Here is a 26,871-nt window from a genome sequence, read left to right on the forward strand (position 1 = left end):
AAAGATAAAAGAGAAATAAATGAGAATATCAATGGACTCATCAGTCAATACTTTCCAAAAATAACAGACTTTAATAAAGTCTCTAACCGAGAGATAAATTTTTCATAAACCGATTAAATAATCGCCCCTGAAAATTTGGGATGGCAAAACCGTACACGCCGCAAGCAAGGCTCAACACTTTTCCACTCTTTTCTTCTGCCAGGTGGTACATCAACCCCAACCTCGCTAAAATCGCATTATTATCAGTAATATTACAGGCATTACCGTGAAAAATTCTGTTATCTGTACCGCAACCCTAAGTTGGAATGATCAAGGTACTCCGGTTTCAACACAGTTTGATGACGTTTACTTCTCAAATCAAGATGGGCTGGAAGAAACCCGTTATGTATTTCTCAACGGTAACCGCTTCCCCCAACGATTCAGCACTCATTCCCGTTCTAACTGTGTAATCGCGGAAACCGGCTTCGGAACGGGATTAAATTTTCTGACGCTCTGGCAATCATTTGATGCATTTCGACAGCAAAATCCTGATGCCCCATTGAAGCGTCTACATTTCATCAGTTTCGAGAAGTATCCACTGAAAACCAACGAGTTAAAAGCCGCTCATCAACGCTGGCCTGAGCTTGAAATTTTTTCTCAGCAACTCTGTCAGCAATGGCCTCAACCACTAGCAGGCTGTCACCGATTGATTATGGCAAACGGAACCGTCACACTGGATTTATGGTTTGGTGACGTCAATGATCTGTTGCCAACAATGGATTCCAGTCTTCACAGCAAAATAGATGCTTGGTTTTTAGATGGCTTTGCTCCTGCCAAAAACCCGCAAATGTGGGGTGAACAGTTGTTTGCTGCAATGGCACAATTTGCTCATCCAGAAGGCACTTTTGCAACCTTTACTTCTGCGGGTATCGTCCGTCGTGGTTTACAACAAGCCGGTTTTAATGTCAGTAAAGTCAAAGGATTTGGCCGCAAAAGAGAAATGCTGACTGGGGTTTTAGCAACTCATAAATATCAGCCATTACCTGCACCTTGGTTTGCCCGGCCGTCAGCAAGCCACACCAATGATATCGCCATTATCGGCGGCGGGATTGCCAGTATTTTCACCGCACTCGCGCTACTGCGTCGTGGAGCGCAGGTGACTCTTTACTGTCAGGATACAACCTCGGCACAAGGTGCATCCGGTAATCGCCAAGGAGCACTTTACCCATTACTTAACGGTAATAATAACGAACTCGAAAAATTCTTTACCGCGGCATTTACCTTTGCCCGCCGCCAGTATAAGCAGCTATCAGCGCAAGGAATTGATTTCGACCACCAATGGTGTGGTGTCAGCCAACTTGCTTATGATGAAAAAAGTAGCAAGAAAATTGAGAAAATGCTGGCAACAGAATGGCCGAATGAACTCGCCATCGGCATGAATTGTCATCAGTTGAGTGAAAAATGTGGGCTGGATATTCATCACCACGGCATTCACTATTCACAAGGCGGATGGATATGCCCGGCTGAACTCACCAAAACGGCAACCGAATTAGCCCAACAGCAAGGCATGCTCTGTCGCTTAAATCATCAAGTTACCGCGCTTAATCACAACCAACATGGTTGGCAACTGCATTTGATGCATCAAGGACAACCGTTAAATGTACAGCATAAAACGGTAATTATCGCCAACGGTCATCATCTACCCCAATTTGAACAAACTGAGAAACTGCCGGTAACTGCTGTTCGTGGTCAAGTCAGCCATATTCCAACGACAACTGATCTGAGCCAATTGCAAAATGTACTTTGCTACGATGGTTATATAACACCGTCTAATCCAGCCAATCAACACCATTGTATCGGCGCCAGTTATCAGCGTCATCGGCTTGATAGTGAATATTCTGAAATAGAACAACAGGAGAACCGAGATCGATTGCTGAAATGTTTACCTGATGCCGAATGGGTAAATCAGGTTGATGTTTCTGCTAAACAATCCCGTCAAGGTATTCGCTGCGCTATTCGTGATCATATGCCAATGGTGGGAAATGTGCCGAATCTCAATGAAATAATGGCAGATTATCAAGATCTGCCAGAACAAATCCGTACAAGGGCCCCCATCACAGATGCACCTTGTTATTCCAATCTGTTTGTTATCGGGGCATTAGGTTCTCGTGGATTATGCTCTGCGCCACTCAGTGCAGAAATCCTTGCAGGGCAGATCTTTGATGAGCCATTACCACTGGATAATGAAACACTGGCAGCTCTTCATCCAAATCGTTTTTGGATCAGAAAACTACTGAAAGGCCGTAAAGTGAAAATCGAAAAGCCATTAAGGAACTGTACCGCCAAGCGTTAGATATTCATATGAATTTTGGTAATATCATTTAATGTATCCTAACGCTTGCACATAGCTCTCAAATGAGATACATAATGGAATCTGATAAACGGAGGATAAAAAAATGGCTACTCAAACATCAATGCTGCACGTTCGTGTAGACGACAAACTCAAGACCGATGCGACAAAAACGCTCGCTAATTTAGGCCTAACCATATCTGATGCTGTGCGCATCCTGCTAACCCGTGTCGCCAGAGATGGTGCATTACCCGCTGGTTTCACCGCTGATACGGAAACTTACGACGCTTGGTTTTTCGCTAAAGTGCAAGAAGCGCTCGACGATACGCGCCAATCAGTCCCACATCAGCAAGTAATGGATGAAGCGCAAGAATTAATTGAAAGGAAACTTCGTGCTAACTCTTGAATGGAGGGAAACAGCCAGAGCTGATTTGTTGATAATTATTGATTACATATCTGACGATAATCCCCATGCAGCTCAACAGTTAAAAAACGAAATAGAGAATAAGGTGGCAACATTACCAGAACGCCCGCAACTTTACCGACCAGGCCGCATTCCCGGCACGCGGGAGATGGTTGTCCGAGCCAACTATGTAGTTATGTAGTGGTGTATGCCGAAACAACCCACACGGTGGTTATCCTACGGGTACTACATACCTCACGACAATGGCCGCCATTAAACGAGATAAAGTAAAACATAGAAAGAATAAAAATCGCTATTGAGCCTCTGATTCTGGCGAACTGCACCGCCAAGCGTTAGATATTCATATGAATTTTGGTAGCACAGTTCGTTTTCTGCCCTTTAATAAAATTATTCAGCTTTGGCATTATCCAGCAGGCGCTGCCAGGTATTAAGAACAAGAACCTGATCTGGTGGTGCCAATTCTCCCGCTTTAATCGCATTTTGGATACTTCCTTCAACACGATCATGAAGCTGTTCAGCCGTATGCGCACCTTCCTGCTCCAATTCTGCTACCGCTAAAGTGAGATGCCCGCGGAGATAACCACCAGCAAACAATTCATCATCACTGGCATGATCTACCATGTCATCGATTTGCGCCAAAATGCGCGTTTCAAACTCAGCAAGCATTATTTTTCCTTAAATTCAATTTCATTCTACGAACATATCTTCCGGATAAGGGAAATGTTCTGCTTTCAATGGGGGCGTATTGTAGAACGAGTGCAATCCCTGAATAAAGCACTCTGCTCTTGCAGGTATACCCTGCGCCAAATAGTCTATGATCTGAGCATGAACTTTACGCTGAAAAACTAATCTGTCAGGTTCAAAATCCCCTTCAAGGTTGTCACAACTGACATTAAACGGAAAACCTGCCGCAGTACAAAACAACCAATCAAGTGCCTGTGGTTTAATTTCTACTTTTTCAAATTCACTTTGCGTCTGTGCATCACGCCCATCCGGGCAATACCAATAACCAAAATCCACTAGCTTACGACGCTCTTTACCCGCAATGCACCAATGAGCAATTTCATGTAATGCACTGGCATAGAAACCATGAGCAAACACAATCCGGTTATAGAGAACCTCTTCATCTGCCGGCAGATAAATAGGTTCGTTATCGCCTTTAACCAAACGAGTGTTGTATTCATCACCAAAACAGCGATTAAAAATATCAATAAGTTGTTGATAGTTATGCGTTATCATGAATTAAAAACAAGATCCTGAATCAAAAATAAAATGCTAGCCAGCTACGGATCGTATCGCCGTGATTATCATTCAGTAACTTAATACTTATCAAAAAAGAGATAATGACAATCATAGGGCGAATCAATTTTTGCCCATGAGTCAAAACCAAACTTGCGCCTAACCGCGCGCCAATCACTTGCCCTGCCAACATCACAAGGCCCAATATCCACAAAACTTGACCGCCAAGGATAAAAAGCGCCAGTGAACCTATATTAGAAGCAAAGTTCAGTACCTTAGCATGCGCGGTGGATTTTGCCAGGTTATAGCCGCACAACACAACATAAGCTAATGCATAAAATGAGCCAACACCGGGACCAAATATGCCGTCATATAAACCAAGCCCACTCCCGATAAACAAGGCAAAGGCCACAGGCGTCAAGCGACGATGGCTATCTTCCATACCAATGGCTGGCGTCAAAAGGAAATAAAGACCAATGATAATGACCAGAACCGGTAATAGCTGACAGAGAAAATCTGGCTTTATAAACTGGACAATAATCGCACCAGCCATTGAGCCAAGTAATGTCATCAGTATGGCAAAGCGTTGAGATTTGAGATCAACCTCACCGTAACGAACAAAATAGAGGCTGGCAGAGAAGGAGCCTCCCATTGCCTGCAACTTGTTGGTCGCCAACGCCTGCACCGGAGAGACACCAACGGATAACAGCGCCGGGATGGTCAATAGACCGCCACCACCAGAAATCGAGTCAATAAATCCAGCCATCACTGCAACCAGAAAGAGCAGAACGTAAACTTCCGCACTTAATGACAATAACCAGTCCATATTTCATCCCATCAAAAGAAACCGCTTATCAACATTAAGCTACCCATTTCAGTCTCTGGGATTTTCAAGGCTAGCTTCATTCTCAAATTCACCAGCGAGGAAGGCTGGATTCTACATCAGCACACTGCGCTCGCTGGCGTAACAGGTGATCCATCAGCACAATCGCCATCATAGCTTCTGCAATTGGTACAGCACGGATACCAACACAAGGATCATGGCGACCACGAGTGACCATTTCCACTTCTTCACCCTGACGGTTAATCGTTTTGCCAGGCACCATGATGCTAGAAGTTGGCTTCAACGCAATATGAGCAACAATTGGCTGGCTACTGCTAATACCCCCCAGAATTCCTCCCGCATGATTACTGGTGAATCCCCGAGCAGTTATTTCATCTCTGTTTTCGCTGCCACGTAAATTGATAACACCAAAACCATCACCAATTTCAACACCTTTTACTGCATTAATACTCATCAGCGCATGAGCAATATCAGCATCAAGGCGATCGAAAACCGGTTCTCCCAAACCAGCAGGAACATTTTCCGCGACCACTGTCACTTTCGCGCCAATAGAATCGCCCGCCTTTTTCAGTTCACGCATCAGGGCATCAAGTTGTTCAAGCTTGGTTTCATCAGGACTGAAAAATGGGTTTTGTTCCACCTGTTCCCAATCTTTCAATTGGCAATGGATATTACCCATTTGGGTCAAGCAAGCACGGACACGAATGCCATATTTATCCAGCAAATATTTTTTCGCTATTGCACCTGCCGCAACACGCATTGCCGTTTCGCGAGCAGAAGAGCGGCCACCACCACGATAGTCGCGGATACCGTATTTCTGTTCATAAGTGTAATCGGCATGGCCTGGACGAAATACATCTTTAATAGCGCTGTAATCCTGAGAACGCTGGTCAGTATTTTCAATGAGTAAACCGATACTGGTGCCAGTAGTTACCCCTTCAAATACACCAGAAAGAATGCGAACCTGATCCGACTCACGGCGCTGCGTTGTATAACGGGAAGTTCCCGGACGACGCCTATCTAAATCAACTTGCAGATCAGCTTCTGTGATTGCAATGCCCGGTGGCACACCATCGACAATACATCCCAACGCCAAACCGTGAGATTCGCCAAAAGTGGTGACCCGGAAAAATTGCCCGATACTATTTCCCGCCATCCCAATTCCTTCCTGTTAACCGTTCTTTTTATTTAACTCTGCCCGTTTTGCATTATTATTACCGCAGCTACAGCCTATTCAATTATTCAATCTTTGAATAAGCGAAAATGTTCGTGATGTTCAACCAACTGTTGACGTGTCAACATAAATACGCCATCACCACCATATTCAAATTCCAACCAAGTAAATGGCACATCAGGATATTGTCCAATCAAATGCACCATACTGTTACCAACCTCACAAATCAATACACCTCGTTCAGTGAGAAAATTTGGCGCAGTTGCCAGAATACGGCGTGCCAGTTTCAAACCATCCGAACCCGCCGCCAAACCCAGCTCAGGCTCACGGCGAAACTCTTCCGGCAAGTCGCTCATATCCTCGGCATCAACATAAGGCGGGTTCGTGACAATAAGATCGTATTTAACCGGTGGCATATCGCGGAACAGATCAGAACGAATCGGAATGACCCGGTGGTCAAGGCTGTGATTCTGAATATTCTGTTCAGTCACGGCCAGCACATCTGCGGAAATATCCACCGCATCTACTTCTGCTTCCGGGAAAGCATATGCACAAGCAATGGCAATACAACCACTACCCGTGCAGAGATCGAGGATATTGGCGGGCTGCTCAGGGATCAATCCTGCAAATTCATTATTAATTAATTCACCAATCGGTGAACGCGGAACCAAAACCCGTTCATCAACATAAAATTCATGACCACAAAACCAAGCTCTGTTAGTCAAATAAGCAACTGGAATACGCTCATTAATACGGCGCAGTACCCGTTCAACAATACGATGACGTTCAGTTGATGTCAGTCGCGTGGTTAGCATCTCTTGTGGGATATCCAACGGCAAAAACAGTGATGGAAGAACCAGTTGCAGTGCCTCATCCCAGGGATTGTCTGTGCCGTGCCCGTAATAAATATTCGCCGCATTAAACCGGCTAACAGACCAGCGCAACATATCCTGAATGGTATATAACTCAGCTACTGCCTCATCGATAAAAATCTTGTCCAAAAGCGCCTCCAACCCTGCAAATTCATTAGCCTGCTAGTTTGCCACGATCATTGAGACAAATCAGCTTTATATCAGGTTAATGATATAGAATTTTAAGTACTAATGTTAAGCGAACAATGAATTAAGGAATGACAACTAAAAAGGCAACCCAGATATTTTATCGTAGATTTTTAATTAATTTTCGATGCAAACCGTCTTATTCAACAACAAGACGGTTTGGTTTCTATACCCGTCATCTTTCAAGTTGCCTCTTTGTTGGCTACACTCACTCACCCCGGTCACATAGTTATCTATGCTTCCGGGGATTCGCTCCCTTGCCGTCGCGACGCATCTTGAAATCCATAGGTATACCTATTTAACACCGCGTTTCTTTGGCTGATTGAGCGCTCACAATAATGACATTTTTTCGTATCCATAAATAATAGGCGGATATTAACAGCGCGATCCATACACCTCCCACATAGAACGCAATTCGTGTCGCAGGGAAGTAACTGAGAACAGCAATAATAAATATCATAAACACGATGGTCAAAATCGGCGCAACAGGCCACATCGGTACTGGGAATTGTAATTTTTGTGCTTCTCCCGGTGACATTTTTCTGCGCATAGCAAATTGAGATAGCAAAATCATTAACCAGACCCACACAGTGGCAAAAGTCGCAATCGAAGCAACAATGACAAATACCTGTTTAGGCAGCAAATAATTGAGAACCACAGCACACAATAACGCCAGTGTCATAACCATGATCGTCACCCAAGGCACGCCGTTACGGCTTAAATGCATAAATTTTTTATGGGCTAATCCTTTCTCCGCCATACCATACATCATACGACCGGCACCAAAAATATCGCTGTTAATGGCCGAAATTGCCGCCGTAATGACGATAATATTCAGAATATTCGCCGCCGAACCAATGCCTAATCCCTGAAATATTGCGACAAATGGACTACCTTCTTGGCCGATGCTGTTCCAAGGGTAAATCGCCATTAATACAAAAATAGTGAGTACATAAAACAGAAGAATGCGAAACGGGATAGAGTTAATCGCTTGCGGGATCACTTTCGCCGGATTTTTAGCTTCACTGGATGTAATACCAATGATTTCAATACCACCAAAAGCAAACATCACAACAGCCAGAGACTCAATAATGCCCCCCAACCCATTAGGCATAAATCCCCCGTGTTGCCACAGATTTTGAACCCCCGTTGCCTGAAAATGGCCGCTAAAACCAAACAGAATAATACAGGTTCCGGCAATAATCATGGCGCTGATTGCAGCAACTTTCAGAATCGATAACCAGAATTCCATTTCGCCAAATACTTTGACTTTACAAAGATTGAGCGCGCCAATAATGAAAATAATGCTAAGTACCCATATCCAACGCGGCACTTCCGGGTACCATAGCCCCATATAAATGCCAAAAGCAGTCACATCCGCCAGACAAACGATGATCATTTCGAAAGTATAAGTCCAGCCGGTAATAAATCCGGGTAACGGGCCTAAATATTGATGAGCGTAACTGGCGAAAGAGCCGGCATCCGGTCTGTAGACCGCCATTTCTCCTAAAGCACGCATAACCATAAAGACAGCAGCACCGCCCACTAAATAAGCTAACAATACCGCCGGACCGGCCATGTTTATTGCTTCAGCAGAACCATAAAAAAGACCTGTACCAATCGCAGAACCCAACGCCATAAACCGGATATGGCGTGCGTTGAGTCCTCGCTCTAGTTGTAATGAAGCTTGCATGATTTACCCTCTTATCTTTTATTATTGGGTTTTATGAGAAAGATAAATGTGACAATCAGGCCGGTCGGGCACCGGCCATTGGCTTATTTAACGGTTATTTTTACTCTGTAATATCTGTCCAGAAGGAAGTAATGAGGAGAGATGTTGCTCAGCTAATAATTTCACAGCAGCATTAATATCAGGTGCAAAAAAACGATCCTGATCATAATAATCTACTTTCGCTCTCAAGATAACACGCGCTTCTTCCAAAATCGGGCTGCTTTTCAGGCCATTACGGAAATCGATCCCCTGGCAGGCAGATAACCATTCAATTGCCAGAATACCTCGGGTATTTTCTGCCATCTCCCATAAACGACGTCCCGCAGCCGGCGCCATTGATACATGATCTTCTTGATTAGCCGAAGTTGGTAAACTGTCAACACTCGCCGGGTGTGCTAATGCTTTATTTTCACTGGCAAGCGCCGCTGCCGTCACTTGTGCAATCATAAAACCTGAATTCACACCACCATTCTCAACCAGAAAAGGCGGAAGCTGTGACATATGTGAATCCATCAACAACGCAATACGTCGTTCTGACAATGCACCTATCTCTGCCAATACCAGAGCCAAATTATCAGACGCCATTGCAACAGGTTCAGCATGGAAGTTACCACCGGAAATCACTTCTCCCTGCTCAGCAAACACCAGTGGGTTATCAGATACGGCATTAGCTTCAGTCAGAATAACATCAGCAGCATAGCGCAACTGAGTCAGGCAAGCGCCCATGACTTGTGGCTGACAACGTAATGAATAAGGGTCCTGTACCTTGGGGCAATTGATGTGAGAATCTGATAGTTCGCTGCTCTCCTCTAATACATGACGATACAATGCGGCAACATCGATCTGCCCCTGTTGCCCCCGTACCGCATGTACACGGGCATCAAATGGTTTGCGGGAACCCAATGCCGCCTCTACGGATAAAGAACCACAAACTATCGCTGCCGCCAACAGATCTTCTGCCTCAAATAACCCACGTAACGCAAAGGCCGTGGATACTTGGGTTCCATTGAGTAACGCCAAACCTTCTTTAGCCGCTAATGTAATGGGTTGTAAATTGGCCTTTGCCAGCGCTTCTTTGGCTGGCAGCCATTCGCCCTGATAATGCGCTTGCCCTTCCCCAAGTAATAACAAGCTCATATGTGCCAACGGCGCTAAATCACCCGAAGCCCCTACCGATCCTTTACAGGGAATATGAGGATAAATTTCCGCATTGACTAACGCGATTAATGCTTGAATAACGGCGAGACGAATACCTGAGTAACCACGGGAGAGGCTGTTAATTTTCAATACCATGATCAACCGGGTCATATTATCGTCCAACGCTTCACCGACCCCGGCAGCATGAGAAACGACAAGCGAACGCTGTAGTTTTTCTAAATTATCTTCTTCAATTCGTGTACTGGCTAATAGCCCGAACCCGGTATTAATCCCATAGGCAATGCGATTTTCAGCAAGAATCGCATTAACACACTCCACGCTGTGTTCAATAGCAGGAAAAATTTGGCTATCCAGCGTGATTTTTATCGGTTGTAGATAAACCTGACGTAGTTCATCAAGGGTCAATTTGCCTGGATAAATAGTTAGCTGCTTCATAATGTTCCTTATTTTGTATTAAGCATCGGCAAGTCTAGTCCTTGCTCTTTGGCACAATGGATAGCGATTTCATAACCTGCATCGGCATGACGCATAACCCCAGTGGCCGGATCGTTATGTAGCACCCGTGCTATACGTTCTGCGGCTTCATCAGTTCCATCACAAACAATCACCATACCGGCATGTTGTGAGAAACCCATGCCGACACCACCGCCATGATGCAGAGAAACCCAGGTAGCACCGCTGGCAGTATTCAGTAAGGCATTTAGCAACGGCCAGTCCGAAACGGCATCAGAGCCATCACACATGGATTCAGTCTCGCGATTCGGGCTGGCTACAGAGCCGGAATCCAGATGGTCACGACCAATAACAATCGGTGCAGAAAGTTCGCCACTGCGTACCATTTCGTTAAAAGCTAACCCTAGCTTGGCTCGCTGCCCTAAACCAACCCAACAGATACGGGCAGGTAGACCCTGAAAGCTGATGCGTTCCCTCGCCATATCTAGCCAATGATGCAAATGTTGATCATCGGGGAGTAATTCTTTAACTTTAGCGTCAGTTTTATAGATATCCTGTGGATCACCAGAAAGCGCTACCCAGCGGAAGGGCCCGATACCACGGCAAAATAACGGGCGAATATAAGTAGGAACAAAACCAGGAAAATCGAAAGCATTTTCTACGCCGACTTCATATGCCATTTGGCGAATGTTGTTGCCGTAATCAAAAACAGGAATGCCCTGTTGCTGGAAAATCAACATCGCCTTAACATGTTCCACCATTGAAGATCTTGCTGCTTTGATGACCTCTTCCGGTGCTGAAATAGCACGTTGGCGGTATTCTTCCCAACTCCAGTTTTTCGGTAGATAGCCATTGAGAGGATCGTGTGCACTTGTCTGGTCAGTGACCAAATCCGGGTGTACGCCCCGACGGACTAATTCCGGCAAGATTTCAGCCGCATTACCGCACAGTGCGATAGAGATGGCTTTGCCTTCCTGAGTGTATTTTTCGATCCGAGCCAGGGCGTCATCCAGATCTTTCGCTTGTTCATCGACATAACCAGTACGCAGACGGAAATCAATCCTGCTTTGCTGACACTCAATATTTAGCGAACACGCTCCAGCCAGTGTTGCAGCCAGCGGTTGTGCTCCCCCCATCCCTCCCAAACCAGCAGTTAACACCCAACGGCCCTGTAAATTACCGTTATAATGCTGGCGACCAGCTTCCACAAACGTTTCATAGGTGCCTTGAACAATTCCCTGGCTGCCAATGTAAATCCAGCTACCCGCCGTCATTTGGCCGTACATAGCCAGCCCTTTAGCATCCAGCTCGTTGAAGTGTTCCCAAGTCGCCCAGTGCGGCACCAAATTCGAATTTGCAATAAGTACCCGTGGGGCATTGCTATGGGTTTTAAATACCCCAACCGGCTTACCCGATTGGATTAACAACGTTTCATCGTCTTCCAACTCTTTCAGTGTTTCAATAATCTTGTCATAGCACTCCCAATTTCTAGCAGCCCGACCAATACCACCATACACCACCAGTTCATAAGAGTTTTCAGCAACTTCTGGATCAAGATTATTCATTAACATGCGCAGAGGAGCTTCGGTTAGCCAACTTTTGGCTGTTAATTGTGTTCCTCTGGGTGCCCGAATACCAACATTACGGAATTTACTATTTTGGGCGGTCACGGTCTGGCTCCTTTTGGTCTTTAGATATTTGCTAATGTATAGTTGTACATACATGTATATTCAATAGACCAAACCATTAGCTAAAATGACAAATTGATGAGTTTATTATTTTTATTTTCTTATGAATCAATTTGTTAATATTATTTCTCTCCAATTATCAAGGAATCATATTTTTCTTATTTTTGTGTTTACAATCACAAATTATTTACATAAATTTTACAAAAATATAATTTAACTAAGAAAGGGTTTTTCCTGGCTAGAGAAAGTTCTTTTGCCAACGATGTAATAAACTGACAACGCCACAACATGTGGTGGCGTATTGGATGAGATATATGAAAAAGCTATTTTGACTTAGCAAAAATCACTCTTTGGATGGGACACCTATAACCGCCAACAGATCCTTTTTTATCGAAATGAACATTCAATCCCTAGCCAAACCACCAAACGCACAATCAATAACCTTATCGACAAATTCAGGTGTAACGAGAGAAAAAGAAACCATATATTTGTAGTAAATAGCACCGAAAATGCAGTCTAACAATAAGTCACGATCAGTATGAGAAGAAATTTCTCCCCGCTCGATAGCATGTAAAATAATCTGCTTTCCTAACTGTCGTCGTGGTTCAAGCCAGCGCTGAATAAAAACCTCTCTCACCTCAGTATCGTACTGCGCTGATCCCAACAGATACCTAAACAGTAACCCGTGCTTACTTTGCAACACTTCAATAAGCTTTTTAATGGTAATCCGCATGGATTCTATCACCGGCATCTGTTTGTCATAAATAATTAGAGGTTCAATATCATCAAAGAAAGCATCCATTAAAACTGCTGATACATTCGGCCATCTACGATAAATAGTCGATTTCGCAACGCCTGAATACAAGGCAATATGGTTAATAGTAATATCTGCAATCCGTCCACTTTCAACGAGAACAAGTGCAGCATTCAACACAGCTTTTGTTGTGTCATTATCGCGTGGACGCCCACGTCTTAATGGGGATAGCCGCTCATTCTCACTCATAAATCGCTCCATTCATTGACAAATTAAAATACCCCAAAATTGGTATTGACAAATAGGACCATAAAAGCAAGTTTAGACGTTCTATTTTCGATACCAGTAGTTTCGTATTTGATAAGGGTAATCGGAATAGAATGCTATTTCTAGCAAAAAACGGGATGTACTCCGTAAAACCGAACAAATAATTCAATGCTCAACTCATAGAAAATGTTCCCAGGAACATTAATTCTGACTAAAGAATGGAGGAGAGAAATGTCTGTATATGATGTCGCTGTTATTGGCGCTGGCCCAGCAGGTTTAGCTGCGGTACAGAAATTGAAAGGAAAAGGTTTACGAGTTGTACTAATCGATAATGGCAAAGCTATTCATGAACGCGATAAAGATAATCTCGTTGAGATAACCGAAGGACACGGTGGTGCAGGGCTGTTTTCTGACGGAAAATTCTCATTTTTTCCTTCTGCCAGTGCACTTTGGGAGTTACCAAATGAACTGGAATTACGGCAAGCTTATGAATGGACATGCACCACGCTAAACACATATGGTCTGGACACACCACCATTCCCAACAAATCCCAAAGACTTTACAGTAGGCTCCGGGGAATGGGTATTAAAAGATTATCCCTCTAATTATATGTCTCTTGAAGATAGAATTAATCTTGTTGAAGATATGGTGCAAACGGCAGATGCAGATATCATCACACAAACTAAATTCCTGTCTTATAAATACGTCAAAAGAAAAGATGCTCTGATTATGAATTTAAGAGACAAAAATGCCAATACTTATCAAATTGAATGCCGACGAATCATTTTAGCTAGTGGAAGATTTGGTCCATTAGAGATTGCCAGCCTGGTTAAAAAACAATCTTTCAATCGGTTAGAAGTTGGGTTCCGCATTGAACAGCAAGAAGATTTGGCATTTTTTAAAAATATGAAACAACTCGACCCGAAGTTAAAGTTTCGGTCGGATGATGGCGTTATTGAATGGCGTACTTTCTGTGCTTGCCGGGATGGCGAAACAGTATTAACAAAAACCCAAGATTTATGGACCGTTTCCGGTCATTCTGACGGCCCTTCGACAGGACGATCTAATGTTGGGTTTAATACACGTATCCTCGATGAAGATATCGCGGACCGAGCACTCAATAATATTGTTTCCGCCATGAAGCAAGAAGATTCTTACTTTAGAATCAAAGTACAAGATGTATTAGCAGGAAATGCTAACATAATTACACAACTTATATCTATTTATGGAGAAGAGCTATTCGATAAAATGTTGCAAGGATTACGTAATATTATCAAAAAATTTCCCGAAATTGATCACGAGAATACACATATCGTCGGTCCTACACTAGAAGGTGTCGGTTGGTATCCCAGTCTTGACGGTGATTTAAGCCTGGAAACTTCCCCTTATCCTGTATGGGTTGCAGGCGATGCTTGTGGAATTTTCAGAGGTATTGTTGCTGCAATGATTAGTGGCCACTATGCCGCCTCAGCGGTTCTTAAAACCTTGGCAGTAGAAGCCGCCTAATTCGTGAGCTAGCTGAATAAGCGGGGGATTACTAAGATAGGTAATCCCTATATGTTTACCATCACGAACAAACCTACCCTCTCCCTATAACGAAAAAATGACTTAGGTTTATTATGAAAGTATTACATGTTTTTGATATGGACGGCACTCTTCTCAGAGGAACCACAGCAAGTCTGGAAATTGCCCGTACAATGAATTGCCTGACAGAGCTTCATCTGCTGGAAAAACAATTTTCTCAAGGCGATATAGATACCAAGAAATTTGCCGCTGAATTACAACGTCTATGGTCAAACTTGCAGTACGCTGACGTTGCTAAAGTTTTTCATGCCTCACCGTGGATTGGAGGAATAAAAGAGGTTTTTGACGATATCAGAACCAAAGGTGAAATATCTATGGTCATTACCCTATCACCAGACTTCTTTGCCCAACATTTAAAAAAATTTGGGGTTGATATCGTTGTTGCATCAAATTTTCCTGCTTTACCTTTTCGTGAATCGATTGATCCAGAACAGATATTAACGCCCGAAAGTAAATTACAGATAGTGAAAAAATATGTACAGGAACATGGGCTAAATTTGGAAAAATGTGTTGCCTATGGTGATTCTAGCTCTGACATCCCCTTATTTAATGCGCTTACCAATACGGTTGCCATAAATGGAACGGATAAAATACGTGAAATCGCATTAATCCATTATGAAGGTAATGATCTATGGCAACCCTATCAGCTCATACGGAAAAAAATCAGTTATGAGGATATAGCTATGAGTTGAAACGTCCTTTCAATTTATACCGATTACCCGGAAATAACAGCCTGGCACTGGAAACAGTATAATGAGTCGACCAAGTTCGGCGACTAATTAACAAACAGGGAACCCCTGACTCAATTTGCAACAACTTGCAGGATCGAGGATCGCCAGCAATAGCTTCCACAATGTGTTCACCTTCCGTTAGAGGTGCAATCATTGACAAATAATCGTGTGGCGTAAGTTTCGTAAAATCCTGTTGCAAATAATCAGGCACCGCTTGGGCATTAACATAACGATCTTCTATTTGAACAGGAACATCGTTTTCATAATGGACAATAATCGAATGATAAATCGGCGTACCAACAATAATGTCCAATTCAGCGGCCTGTTTCACATCCGCATCCAGCTCGGATAATTTTAATATTTTACAGCGATGCTGATGAGAACGAGCTGAAATCTCATCAGCAATGCTGTGAATTTCGAACAGAGCGGATTGCCCCTTCGGTTCTGCGACAAACGATCCCACGCCTTGCAGCCGTACTAATAGCCCTTCAGCGGTCAACTCACGCAGTGCACGGTTAGCAGTCATACGGCTACAGTTAAACTGTTTAACCAATTCAGCTTCAGAAGGAACACGATCATTTGATTTCCACTCACCGGTGTAGATTTTTTCAATGATAGATTGTTTCACTTTGGCATACAGAGGCGCAGGTTTGGCAAATGATCCTGATAAGTGCGTCGTCACAATAAATTCCTTATGCTATAAAAATGTTAAGTGATTAATTACACTCACTTTATCAAGCTATCTTTGCCAAAATAGAAAACACAATAGTACTGTTATTTTAGATAATCAATACCACCAATGTGCTAATTGCCAGGCAAGACGTGCTGCTGCTCTTCCACCTATACCTTGTATATCAAATATTGGATTGAGCTCAACCAAATCAGCCGCCTGTAGTTTACCGCTCTGACAAATTGGCTGAATTAATTGCAGAAGGCGCTCCAATGGCAGCCCCAATGCGGCTGGCGCAGAGACTGCTGGCATCTGATAAGCAGGTAATACATCCAAATCGATCGTCATGTAAATCACATCAACTTGCTGGAGTATATCTTGTATCTGCTGTTGTACCTTGTCCAGCATAGTTTCACAACATTGATTATCCCAGATAATCGTAGCGTTCAAGCGATTTGCTTCATCCACCAATGCCTGCGTATTAGACGCCAAACTTGCGCCAATGCAAGTATAGTGAAATAGACGTTGATGTTGCTGACAATATTCAGCAAGTTGACGAAATGGTGTACCAGAAGTGGGCTGCAGCGAACGCCGTAAATCGAGATGAGCATCAAAGTTAATAATACCAACACGTTGATGTGGAAAAGCATCATAAATGCCAACACCATGAGCAAAAGCCGTTTCATGTCCACCACCCAATACCAAGGTACGTACGTTCTGACGTTGACATTGGGTAATGGCATCAGACAAGGCTTGTTGTGCTTCACTCAATTGATTGGGATTAGCACGAACGCTTCCCAAATCTACCAATCTATCATGCCCTTTATGACTAGCCATATTTGCCAACGACTGCCGCAAATAATCAGGGCCTTGATTGGCACCAAGCCTCCCCTGATTGCGCTTTACACCTTCATCACATTCAAACCCTAAGAGAGCAATATAGTGAGAAAATTCTTCCGGCGTAAAATACGGAGATACTTTAACTGTTTGAAAAAGCCGTAGTGCATTATCCGCTTCTACCAAATCATTTCGTCCTTGCCAAATAGTCGGCGAAGTAGCATGCCATAAATTCATTTACCGCTCCTTATCTGTTATATATGCTGGAATGAGTCATAACACCACGAAATACTCTGGTATTCAAAGGGTTATGACCCAACTCATAGAAAATATCAACGGGATTTTCTGCATCCCAGACAACAAAATCGGCGTAAGCTCCTACACGCAACTGTCCGTGACGCTGTTCTCTGCCCAATGCACGAGCCGCATGTCGGGTTACACCTAACCATACCTCTTCAGGAGTCAATCCAAATTGGACACATGCCATATTCATGGTCATTCGCAAAGAAGCAAATGGGCTGGTTCCAGGATTAAAATCGGTAGATACAGCTATCGGCACATTAAATTGCCGCAATAAATCAATAGGAGGACGCTGTGTTTCCTGCAAAAAGTAGAACGCACCAGGAAGCAAAACAGCTACCGTACCACTGTGACTGAGCGACTCAACTCCCGCCTGATCTAAATATTCAATATGATCCACAGAAAGACCATGATAGCGAGCGACCAGTTCACTCCCGCCTAAATGAGATAACTGTTCCACATGACCTTTTACTGGAATGTTCCAACGCTGTGCTTCCTGAAAGAGTCGCTCAGTTTGTGCCAGATTAAATCCTACACTCTCACAAAAAACATCTACTGCCTCAAACAGCCCTTTTTGCCAAAGTTGTGGAAGGATATCTTCGCAAATCAGATCCATATAAGCATCGGGATTATGCTTATATTCAGGTGGACAAGTATGAGCAGCAAGCAATGTGGGGCTGATCTCGATCGGGTTATGTCGCGCCAAGTGCTGCGCAACCTGTAGCAACTTTTCTTCATTTTCCAGATTTAATCCATAACCCGATTTAATCTCAATAGTGGTCACACCTTCGGCCATAAATGCAGCAAGGCGTTGTTGCGCAGAACGCTCAAGTTGCTCATGAGAACTGGCCCGAGTCGCAGAAACTGTCGCATTAATCCCCCCTCCCTGAGCGCTGAGTTCAGCATAGGACATACCATTTAAACGCTGTTCCCACTCATAAGCCCGGTTACCACCAAACACTAAATGGGTGTGACAATCGATTAAACCAGGGGTAATTAAGCGTTGCTGGACATCAATTACCTGGCAACGACTCGTCTGTAATGTTGCAGTGGGCAAAATAGCTAAAATTTTGTCATCACGCACCACAAGATCATATTCTTTTAATAATCCGTAAGCTGCATTGACAGCAGCATCCATTGTTGCCAGTCTTGCATTACGCCAGATGGTATCAGTATCACACAGTTCTATTACCATGATCAGCATCCTGTATTGGTCTGTATCTGATAAATCAGTTTTTTAATTGTATATACATTTATTTTCCAACCCACTGTCATTGTCAAATTATTTTATTAACTATCTGGATATACCTTCTTATCAGCATTTTTAAACCACAAACTCGGTAAAATCAGGTTTTATTAAACATAATCAGGTTTAATAGTTAAAAAGATGCAGTACACTTGTCACAAAATGGTTTAATCAACTGAGCAATGATGAAAAATAAATACTCCCTGAATGAGGAAGAGATTCACTTATTTCAACAATCGGTAACAGGCACTAAACGCATCAACCAGGATACCGTTTTACATTCTCCCAGAAGAAAAAAAACCAGCTATATTGCCCCTGAACGAATTCAGCAAGAGCAAATTGATGCCAGCTACTATTTTTCTGATGAATTTCAGCCCAACCTTGATACCGAGGGCCCTACCCGTTACGTAAGGGAAGATACAAACCATTATGAATTGAAGAAATTACGTCGAGGTGACTATTCGCCAGAACTGTTTCTTGATTTACACGGATTAACTCAAATGCAGGCCAAACAGGAAATTGGAGCATTGATCGCTGCTTGCCGTCGTGAACATGTCTATTGTGCCTGTATCATGCACGGCCACGGAAAACACATTCTCAAACAGCAAACACCTCTGTGGTTAGCCCAACACCCCGATATCATAGCCTTTCATCAAGCGCCAAAGGAATGGGGAGGTAACGCCGCACTATTGATGCTTATCGAACTTGATGAGCCTTGAGCCAATACGCCGCTGAATTATTAGGCTTTTGCTACCAATTGAGACGGACTGACCTGCCAGGCAAGAGTCCCTTTGCCAGTCTGGCTGTTTAAATCCACGCATATCATTGCAGAAGTTGCAAACATCGGTGGTGTTTCTGCCGGACATAGCTCAGCAACTAAGTAGCTGACTAATGGTAAGTGAGAGACAACTAAAACAGCGTTATGACCTTGCTCAGCAAGAAACTGGAGATAACTACTCACTGTAGCAGCATCACCTGACGGCGTTAATCCCAACAACACCTCTTCACCATCCGGCAAAGATAAGGATTTACGAACAATCTGTAACGTTTGTTCAGCGCGAATATAAGGACTCACCAATACGAGATCAATCTGATGCTTTTGCTGTGCTAACCAACAAGCCATTTTTTGCGATTCATCACAACCGCGAGGAGTGAGTTGCCGGGCAGCATCGCTAATTGCATCTAAAGCCGCGTCACCATGACGCATAATAAAAATTTGCATAGTCCACCGTATGAATGAGTAAGTGCAGTTATCCCACTTCTGAGTTATACAATAAAAATTGTTTCTACAAAAAACATTTCAGACAGGGTGAACAAGCATTCTACTCAAAACAAAAACAAATAAAATGATTGAACGACAACCCAATAGATGTTGTTTGAACCTATAAAGAGATCTTTTTTATTCAAAAACACTTAATATAATTCCGGAGCCCCACGGCACCGGAATCCATCTTTTCATCAATACAGTACAAGCCACCACTATGGATAAAAACTTTTATTCTGTTCAGCCATTTTCATTAAACATTCACAAGGTACAAATCTGTCTCCATACTGGCTTTCCAGCCTACGCAGAATCTCCACCACTCTGGCACAACCAAGGCTATCAATATAACGGAATGGACCACCAAAGAATGGCGGAAAACCAATGCCAAATACCGCCCCAATATCACCATCACGTGGACTTCTGATAATGCCTTCATCCAAGCAACGAACAGCTTCATTAAGCATTAGCATCACACAACGTTGAGCAATTTCTGACGAGAGCATGTGCGACTCAGGTGTTATATTTAGCAAGGTATAAACTGAGCTATCAACTTTTTTGCCTTTCTTACCAAACTGCCAGAATTTTCTGGACCCTGAGGCATATAAATAGAAACCACGGCCATTTTTCCTACCCTTACGACCATCTTTCAGTACAGCATCGAGAGACTCAGGTGCAGCAAAACGCGGACCTAGTTGTTCTACCAGAATCGGCATGATTTTGGTGCCAACATCAATACCTACTTCATCCAATAAATTAATCGGCCCTACTGGAAAACCAAAATTAACCAGTGCTCCATCGATATGGTCAATAGGTTCTCCTGCTACCAGGCAATGCGCGGCCTCACTAATATAAGGGACAAGAATCCGGTTTACATAAAACCCGGCTTTATCACCTACCACGATAGCGGTTTTACCCTGTTTCTTCGCCAAAGCAACGACTGTAGCAATCGTTTTCTCACTGGTCCCTTGATGTGGAATAACTTCCACCAGCGGCATCTTATCCACTGGACTAAAATAATGCAGACCAATAACCTGCTCTGGTCGTTGGGCTTTTTCAGCAATCTGATGGATAGGTAGTGAAGATGTATTAGATGCAAATATGGTTTCTGGTTTAGCATTCGTTTCAATTTCTGCCACCATTTGCTGTTTTAGTGGCAAATCCTCAAACACTGCTTCAACAACAATATCGGTTTGTGCGAAACCACGATAATCTACTGTTCCTGAAATTAGCATCATTTGTTGAGCACACTCTGCCGGACGTAGTCGTTTTTGCTTCACCCGCTTGGACAACAAATCCCAAGTATATTTCAATACCTGGCTAATGCCCTTTTCATTAATATCTTTAATCCGCACCGGTAGTTTGCCACGAGTGGCTGTTACATTCGCAATGCCTCCGCCCATCAAACCACCACCTAATATACCAACGCGCTTGATCTCCGCCGGCTTCTCTGATGACCCCGTTTCATTCTTCAACGAAGTTGCAGCAAAAAACAGATTACGTAAAGCAGCAGATTCCCGTGTCATTGCCAGTTCACCAAATGCCACCGCCTCAGCCCGTAAACCCTGGCTCATGCCTTTTTCAAGACCTTCTTTGATAACTTCAATAATTCGTTCAGGTGCAGGATAATGACCACGAGTTTTCGCCAATGTCTTTTTACGAACAATATTAAACAAAAAGTATCTTCCCACGGGGCCAACTAATAGCCGCTGTTGCCACGGCAAAGGCTTACGCACAGGAATACCCTTTTTGACTTTTTCGATAGCAATGTCTAGCAGAATATCCAACGGCACAGCATCATCCACCAATCCGAGCCGTAATGCCTGTTTCGCCCGTAGCTGTTTACCTGTCAGAATGATATCCAACGCTGAACTAACACCAATAAGCCTTGGCAACCGCTGAGTACCACCAGAGCCGGGTAATAACCCAAGTTGAACTTCCGGTAATCCAAGACGAGTTTTATCATCCTGTGAACATACACGCCAATGACATGCAAGCGCCAATTCCAAACCGCCCCCCAAACAAGCGCCATGAATTGCTGCTACGACAGGCAAGGGGTAATTGGCTATCTGAGAAAATAGTTTCTGACCCTTTTCAGCCAAATCTCGCGCATCTTCTTTGGTCTTACATCCGGCAATCATAGAAATATCAGCACCAGCAATAAACGTATCCGGCTTACCGGAAATCAATATTAATCCTTTAAGACCAGAAGATTGCTGAGCTTGCTTGAAAACATTCAGAAATTGATCAACAAATTCTGCTTTCAGCGTATTTACCTTTTCTCCCGGTACATTAATGGTGATAATGCCGATCTTATCTGGCCTGACATCAAAACTGAAAACAGAAGCAGTTTGGTTTGTACCCATAGTGATGGGTGCAGCATCATGCTGAGCCTGAGTCATTATTCCACCTCCAATACCATAGCTGTGCCCAACCCGCCAGCAGCACAAGCTGTTGTCAGCCCAAGGCCACCGCCACGACGACGCAACTCATTCAATACCTGCGTCACCATACGAGCTCCTGTTGCTGCAAATGGGTGCCCATAAGCGATTGAACCCCCTAAGACATTAAATTTGTCCATATCAACTTCACCAATTGCCTGAGCACGCCCTAATTTATTACGAGCAAATTCATCACTGGCAAACATTTTCAGGTTTGCCAGTGTCTGAGCCGCAAAAGCTTCATGCATATCGATTAAAGTTAGATCTTTCAGTGTAATACCTGCACGATCGAGCGCTATTGGCGTGGCGTATGACGGCCCTAATAACATATCTTGCCAGACATCAATGGCCGAGAATGCATAGCTACGCAGATAACCAAGCGGTTTTATTCCCAACGCCTTAGCCACTGATTCACGCATCAATATGACCGCCGCTGCACCATCCGTCAGCGGTGTACTGTTTGCAGCAGTGACCGTGCCGTACTTACGGTCAAATGCCGGACGCAGCTTCGCATAAGAGGTCAGTACAGAATTTTTACGAATATTATTATCTTCAAGCAATGCTTCACGATATGGAGGGAAGTGAGCTGTCATGACTTCATCAACCAACAATCCCTGTTCCCAAGCTTTTGCTGCCAGAATATGGGAGCGATGTGCTAATGCATCCTGATCTTCTCGACTGATACGGTAAGTCTTCGCCATCTGTTCCGCGGTATCTCCCATACGCAGACCTGTCGAATATTCCGCTACCGCCGGAGATACAGGCAATAAATCACGAAATTTAAGGCGGCTAAGTAACTTAAGGCGTTGCGATAGCGTTTTAGCCTTATTCATCTCCACCAGAGTACGAGCCAAGGATTTAGTCACACCAATCGGCAATACAGACGAAGAATCTGCTCCACCAGCAATCCCGATATTCACCGTGCCAGCCATAATGCTTTCAGCCACATTAGCAATCGCCTGGAAACTAGTGGCACATGCACGGGATACACTGTAAGCATCAGTACTCACACTTAACCCAGTACCAAGAACGATTTCACGGGCAATATTCGGCGCTTCAGGCATTTGCACTACTTGCCCAAACACCAGTTGGTCAATCTTTTCAGGGAGTAAACCACTCCTTGTCACAAGTTCGCTGACGACTGATTTACCCAAATCCACAGCCGGTATGTCGTGATACGATGTTGCCTGTTTAGCAAATGGAATGCGTAGCCCACTGACAATGGCGATACGATCACCTTGATGTGTCACTTTTGTTAAAGGACGACTCATAACGGCTCCTGAAAGATTATCGTTAACTGAATCAAATTACTGAAAAAACTCTTCAACCAACCTGGACAGGTCTGACCTGACAGATCATTGTTAGCGTAATGTTTATAAATAGCAAACCTGAATAAACCAAAAATGAGAGGAAGCGCAACTTTAATTTATTTAATGGCTAAATGGTTTCAATGCTTATTCGAACATGTTCGCAAGCTTTTGTGCAACATTGGCTTATTACATCAGTCATAATTTCATTACTCAAATATTCATAATGAATTTTAATATCTTATCTCTCTTAAACTACCGGAAAACTCGTTCTACCCCTTAAAGTATATTTATCTGTCGAAATTTGATCTTAAAAAATCATTTTTAAACGTTTTTATTAATATCAAAAATCATTTTTTTGTTAACTGAGTCGCGTTTTTGATATCAACTTGGTAATATTTTGAAAACATCCTTGCAACACCAACTGTTATCAGACCTATACTTCACGACTGGTCTGATTTGTCAGCGAGGCAAACCGACCCTACAATCCTGCGCTCCTTGCTAAGATAAGTGGCATAGTTAAATAATAAACAAGAGGGTTTTGGTTATGAACCAGAAAAACCTGTTCACCCGTTCAGCATTAGCGGTTGCAGTGGCAATAATTTCATCAAATGCTGGCGCTGCTGGTTTCCAGTTAAATGAATTTTCTACTTCGGCTTTGGGCCGTGCTTTTTCCGGGGAAGGCGTTGTTGCTGATAACGCAACGGTAGGAAGTCGTAACCCAGCAGCAATGACGCTGTTTGATCGTCCATCATTTTCCATTGGTGCTGTCTATATCAACCCTGATGTTGACATTACCGGTAAATCCCCAATAACGGGCAAAAGTACTAACGCTAAAAATATTGCTCCTACCGCTTGGATACCTAACATACATTTCATTATGCCAATCGATGATCAATGGTTTGTTGGGACCTCGGTCACCACCAACTTCGGCCTGGCAACCAATTTTAGCAATAACTATGAAGCAGGACCCATCGGCGGTAAAACTGACCTGACAACATTGAACTTCAATCTGAGCGGTGCTTATCGTCTGAACGATCACTTTAGCTTTGGTTTAGGGCTGAACGCTGTTTATGCGGATGCAAAAATTGTCCGTCATGCAGGTATTCTGTCGCAGAAACTGCGAGGCGCCATAAACCCAACAGATGAAGTTGCTAACCTAGAAGGCAAAGATTGGGGTTATGGCTGGAACGCGGGCATCATGTATGAAGTGGATGAAAATAACCGTTACAGCTTGACTTACCGTTCTAAAGTTAAAGTTAAATTTAAAGACGGTGACTATAAAAACGATATACCGGCTATGGTAGGACGAAAAGTAGGCTTACCTGCTACCGGCGGTCAAACCATTGGCGGTAAATTGGATCTCAAGTTGCCAGATATCTGGGAAGTTTCTGGTTATAACCGTGTAGCACCTAAATGGGCTATCCACTATAGCCTGGCGTATGCAGGCTGGAGTGAGTTTGATGAATTGAAAGGGACTAGGAAAAAAGACGGCGCAGTCCTGTTTAGTAAACATGAAGGCTTCAAAGATGCCTATCGTATTGCTTTAGGCACAACTTATTATCACGATGACAACTGGACATTCCGTACCGGTATCGCCTTTGATGACAGCCCGATCCCTGCTGAAAACCGTTCTATCTCTATTCCAGATCAAGATCGTTTCTGGCTGAGCGCTGGTGCAACTTACGCATTTAACAAAGATGCTTCTGTTGATGTAGGTGTTTCTTATATGCACGGTCAGAAAGTCACTGTCAAAGAGAGATTATCTGATAACAAATCTGATCCAACTAATGTACCATACGAATTCGAAGCTAAAGGTACTGCTTGGCTTTACGGTGTGAACTTCAACTACGCATTCTAATAATATGCAGCCCTAAAAAAGGATAGTTCCACTGCTATCCTTTTTTATCTACAAAGTTAACAATCAAATAACAACTATCAATCAATACTATCCAAATCATCCTGTAATGCTTCCGCATTCGGATTTTTCGTGGCTTCCAGCTTACCACCGCTTGCCATAAAATCATGGCTCTGGAAATAAGCCTCACGCATCATCAAATAAGGATCTGATGAGTTCTTCAACAAGCCATCAGAATCCAGTAAACGAGCACGGGTTTCAATACCTTCAAATGCCCACTTGCCGGCTGACATCCAAATAGTCAGATAACTCAGCATTGGATAAGTCATATCCGCCCAATTTCCCCCTTCATCACGTAGGGTGAAACTGCCATAGCCCGGTAATACAACATAAGGACCATATCCCGCCTTATAATAGCCTAGGGTACTCCCAAAGCGTTTTGACTCTTCTTTTGCCAATTTAGGGTTTGCCATCGTTGCAACATCAATCAGCCCCCCCATACCCAAAATGGTATTCAGGAAAAAACGATTAAAATGTTTCATCCCCTGATATGGGTTACCACGCAAGAAACTGTTTACCATACTAGCCGGCTCTTCGAGATTACTCAGAAAATTACCCAAACCATTTCGAGCAGGCATCGGCACATAATCGTGCCACGCTACCGCGACTGGACGTAAAACATAAGGGTCAAGAACATCATAATTAAAGTTGAACATTGTACGGTTAAAACCTTCCAATGGGTCTGAACGCCCCTGTTCAACAGTATCAGATGAATTAGCGCATCCCACTAGTAATGCGGCGGTAAGAGCGATTCCGCCCAAACGATACTTCATACATCTCTCCAAATAATAACCTTCTAGATCCGGCAGATCAGTTTGTTACACGACTCGCCGATGATCATCAATAATGTGAATATTACTGACAATCTAACTTGAATGGTATTCAATTCAAGCGATCACTAAATAGGCAAACAGTTTATAACGCCTTATATTATGAATGAAAAGCCGTTATAATAAAGCTATGTCCCCTTAGTTAAATGGATATAACAAGCCCCTCCTAAGGGCTAATTGCTGGTTCGATTCCAGCAGGGGACGCCACTCTTAACTAAACCTACCTAAATATTCTTAAACAGATCCACCAAAAACCCAATAACAGCAAGCAATCATACTAAATCCACTTAGACTCTAACACGGGGTAATAGTCACACAGTCAAACTGAAACTCACCAATAAAGCGGGTTATTGCTATTGCTGTCGTTGTGGTGTTAAAACCGCTTAGTGAGTCCATACAGTACTTGCAACAAGAAAAACCGCAATCAAAAAACAAAAAACGCCGAAAAGGCTTGGGCTAGATGACAATGAAGTAATAGGCATTGGGAACCTCATCGCTATCCTCTTTACAGACTTCTTCTGGTTACTGGTTTTGCCTTTTACAGTAAAAGAGATGTCCTATTTGTGAGAATTCACATACAGAACCGCCAAAATCAGAAAATGAGATAAGGAAAATAAATCAGGCTA

General features: G+C 43.4%; 23 protein-coding genes, 1 tRNA gene and 1 pseudogene. 9 read left to right on the forward strand and 16 right to left on the reverse strand.

Going from position 1 to position 26,871, the window contains the following annotated elements:
- The 4 genes and pseudogenes from LG003_RS19555 to LG003_RS19570 form a co-directional block, all read left to right on the forward strand.
- Nucleotides 1–128: pseudogene (locus LG003_RS19555) on the forward strand (IS30 family transposase); the annotation flags it as partial.
- Nucleotides 129–265: 137 nt separating this feature from the next.
- Complete coding sequence (mnmC, locus tag LG003_RS19560) at nucleotides 266–2,332, forward strand: bifunctional tRNA (5-methylaminomethyl-2-thiouridine)(34)-methyltransferase MnmD/FAD-dependent 5-carboxymethylaminomethyl-2-thiouridine(34) oxidoreductase MnmC (protein ID WP_262981437.1); 2,067 nt, start codon at nucleotides 266–268, stop codon at nucleotides 2,330–2,332.
- Between the two features lie 103 nt (nucleotides 2,333–2,435).
- A complete protein-coding gene (locus LG003_RS19565) occupies nucleotides 2,436–2,735 on the forward strand; it encodes a type II toxin-antitoxin system RelB/DinJ family antitoxin (protein WP_112876286.1) in 300 nt (99 codons plus the stop codon).
- Nucleotides 2,722–2,934, forward strand: coding sequence for a type II toxin-antitoxin system RelE/ParE family toxin (locus LG003_RS19570; RefSeq protein WP_262981438.1), 213 nt, complete (start codon nucleotides 2,722–2,724; stop codon nucleotides 2,932–2,934). The genes LG003_RS19565 and LG003_RS19570 overlap by 14 nt, the downstream gene beginning before the upstream one ends.
- A gap of 206 nt (nucleotides 2,935–3,140) precedes the next feature.
- Here LG003_RS19570 and LG003_RS19575 read toward each other — a convergent pair whose 3' ends face one another.
- From LG003_RS19575 to LG003_RS19615, 9 genes are all read right to left on the reverse strand, one after another.
- Nucleotides 3,141–3,419, reverse strand: coding sequence for a YfcL family protein (locus LG003_RS19575; protein ID WP_112876288.1), 279 nt, complete (start codon nucleotides 3,417–3,419; stop codon nucleotides 3,141–3,143).
- A 21-nt stretch (nucleotides 3,420–3,440) separates the two neighbouring features.
- Nucleotides 3,441–3,992, reverse strand: a complete 552-nt coding sequence (locus LG003_RS19580; RefSeq protein ID WP_262981439.1) for an elongation factor P hydroxylase — start codon at nucleotides 3,990–3,992, stop codon at nucleotides 3,441–3,443.
- Between the two features lie 22 nt (nucleotides 3,993–4,014).
- On the reverse strand, nucleotides 4,015–4,818 hold the full coding sequence (locus tag LG003_RS19585; protein WP_262981440.1) for a sulfite exporter TauE/SafE family protein: 804 nt from the start codon (nucleotides 4,816–4,818) through the stop codon (nucleotides 4,015–4,017).
- A gap of 88 nt (nucleotides 4,819–4,906) precedes the next feature.
- Nucleotides 4,907–5,992 (reverse strand): chorismate synthase, encoded by a 1,086-nt coding sequence (gene aroC, locus LG003_RS19590; RefSeq protein WP_262981441.1) that lies wholly within the window; start codon nucleotides 5,990–5,992, stop codon nucleotides 4,907–4,909.
- Nucleotides 5,993–6,078: 86 nt separating this feature from the next.
- Entirely contained in the window at nucleotides 6,079–7,011 is a 933-nt protein-coding gene (gene prmB, locus LG003_RS19595) for a 50S ribosomal protein L3 N(5)-glutamine methyltransferase (protein WP_112876292.1), read from the reverse strand.
- A gap of 355 nt (nucleotides 7,012–7,366) precedes the next feature.
- Entirely contained in the window at nucleotides 7,367–8,761 is a 1,395-nt protein-coding gene (locus LG003_RS19600; protein WP_262981442.1) for an amino acid permease, read from the reverse strand.
- Nucleotides 8,762–8,848: 87 nt separating this feature from the next.
- Entirely contained in the window at nucleotides 8,849–10,393 is a 1,545-nt protein-coding gene (hutH, locus tag LG003_RS19605; RefSeq protein WP_112876294.1) for a histidine ammonia-lyase, read from the reverse strand.
- A gap of 8 nt (nucleotides 10,394–10,401) precedes the next feature.
- Nucleotides 10,402–12,081 (reverse strand): urocanate hydratase, encoded by a 1,680-nt coding sequence (gene hutU, locus LG003_RS19610; protein WP_262981443.1) that lies wholly within the window; start codon nucleotides 12,079–12,081, stop codon nucleotides 10,402–10,404.
- A 421-nt stretch (nucleotides 12,082–12,502) separates the two neighbouring features.
- Nucleotides 12,503–13,102 carry a TetR/AcrR family transcriptional regulator gene (locus LG003_RS19615; protein ID WP_158536518.1) on the reverse strand — a complete coding sequence of 200 codons (600 nt, stop codon included), beginning with the start codon at nucleotides 13,100–13,102 and terminating at the stop codon, nucleotides 12,503–12,505.
- A gap of 249 nt (nucleotides 13,103–13,351) precedes the next feature.
- Here LG003_RS19615 and LG003_RS19620 point away from each other — a divergent pair, with 249 nt between their 5' ends.
- Nucleotides 13,352–14,626: an FAD-dependent oxidoreductase gene (locus LG003_RS19620; RefSeq protein ID WP_262981444.1), complete on the forward strand. Its 1,275-nt coding sequence runs from the start codon at nucleotides 13,352–13,354 to the stop codon at nucleotides 14,624–14,626.
- A gap of 113 nt (nucleotides 14,627–14,739) precedes the next feature.
- The gene (locus LG003_RS19625; protein WP_112876298.1) at nucleotides 14,740–15,396 is read left to right on the forward strand and encodes an HAD family hydrolase; all 657 of its coding nucleotides are present in this window, start codon (nucleotides 14,740–14,742) and stop codon (nucleotides 15,394–15,396) included.
- Here LG003_RS19625 and hutC read toward each other — a convergent pair.
- From hutC to hutI, 3 genes are all read right to left on the reverse strand, one after another.
- Nucleotides 15,386–16,117: a histidine utilization repressor gene (gene hutC, locus LG003_RS19630; protein ID WP_262981445.1), complete on the reverse strand. Its 732-nt coding sequence runs from the start codon at nucleotides 16,115–16,117 to the stop codon at nucleotides 15,386–15,388. The two genes, LG003_RS19625 and hutC, sit on opposite strands and share 11 nt — an antisense overlap.
- Nucleotides 16,118–16,222: 105 nt before the next feature.
- Nucleotides 16,223–17,179 (reverse strand): formimidoylglutamase, encoded by a 957-nt coding sequence (gene hutG / locus LG003_RS19635; RefSeq protein WP_262981446.1) that lies wholly within the window; start codon nucleotides 17,177–17,179, stop codon nucleotides 16,223–16,225.
- Between the two features lie 10 nt (nucleotides 17,180–17,189).
- Nucleotides 17,190–18,437 (reverse strand): imidazolonepropionase, encoded by a 1,248-nt coding sequence (gene hutI / locus LG003_RS19640; RefSeq protein ID WP_112876301.1) that lies wholly within the window; start codon nucleotides 18,435–18,437, stop codon nucleotides 17,190–17,192.
- Nucleotides 18,438–18,673: 236 nt separating this feature from the next.
- Between hutI and smrB the strand changes: the two genes are divergently transcribed.
- Nucleotides 18,674–19,207 carry an endonuclease SmrB gene (gene smrB, locus LG003_RS19645; protein ID WP_112876302.1) on the forward strand — a complete coding sequence of 178 codons (534 nt, stop codon included), beginning with the start codon at nucleotides 18,674–18,676 and terminating at the stop codon, nucleotides 19,205–19,207.
- A gap of 20 nt (nucleotides 19,208–19,227) precedes the next feature.
- Here the strand turns inward: smrB and sixA are convergent, their stop codons facing one another.
- The 3 genes from sixA to fadI form a co-directional block, all read right to left on the reverse strand.
- Complete coding sequence (gene sixA / locus LG003_RS19650; RefSeq protein WP_112876303.1) at nucleotides 19,228–19,710, reverse strand: phosphohistidine phosphatase SixA; 483 nt, start codon at nucleotides 19,708–19,710, stop codon at nucleotides 19,228–19,230.
- Between the two features lie 257 nt (nucleotides 19,711–19,967).
- Entirely contained in the window at nucleotides 19,968–22,151 is a 2,184-nt protein-coding gene (gene fadJ, locus LG003_RS19655; RefSeq protein WP_262981447.1) for a fatty acid oxidation complex subunit alpha FadJ, read from the reverse strand.
- Nucleotides 22,151–23,461: an acetyl-CoA C-acyltransferase FadI gene (gene fadI / locus LG003_RS19660; protein WP_112876305.1), complete on the reverse strand. Its 1,311-nt coding sequence runs from the start codon at nucleotides 23,459–23,461 to the stop codon at nucleotides 22,151–22,153. The genes fadJ and fadI overlap by 1 nt, the downstream gene beginning before the upstream one ends.
- A gap of 583 nt (nucleotides 23,462–24,044) precedes the next feature.
- Here fadI and fadL point away from each other — a divergent pair.
- Nucleotides 24,045–25,358, forward strand: a complete 1,314-nt coding sequence (fadL, locus tag LG003_RS19665; RefSeq protein WP_112876306.1) for a long-chain fatty acid transporter FadL — start codon at nucleotides 24,045–24,047, stop codon at nucleotides 25,356–25,358.
- Nucleotides 25,359–25,435: 77 nt separating this feature from the next.
- Here fadL and mlaA read toward each other — a convergent pair whose 3' ends face one another.
- The gene (gene mlaA, locus LG003_RS19670; protein ID WP_112876307.1) at nucleotides 25,436–26,188 is read right to left on the reverse strand and encodes a phospholipid-binding lipoprotein MlaA; all 753 of its coding nucleotides are present in this window, start codon (nucleotides 26,186–26,188) and stop codon (nucleotides 25,436–25,438) included.
- 189 nt (nucleotides 26,189–26,377) lie between these two features.
- Between mlaA and LG003_RS19675 the strand changes: the two genes are divergently transcribed.
- Nucleotides 26,378–26,452, forward strand: a tRNA-Arg gene (locus tag LG003_RS19675).
- Nucleotides 26,453–26,871: the final 419 nt, after the last annotated feature.

It is taken from the genome of Photorhabdus kleinii (assembly GCF_025384885.1).
In the GTDB taxonomy this organism is placed as follows: Bacteria; Pseudomonadota; Gammaproteobacteria; order Enterobacterales; family Enterobacteriaceae; genus Photorhabdus; species Photorhabdus kayaii.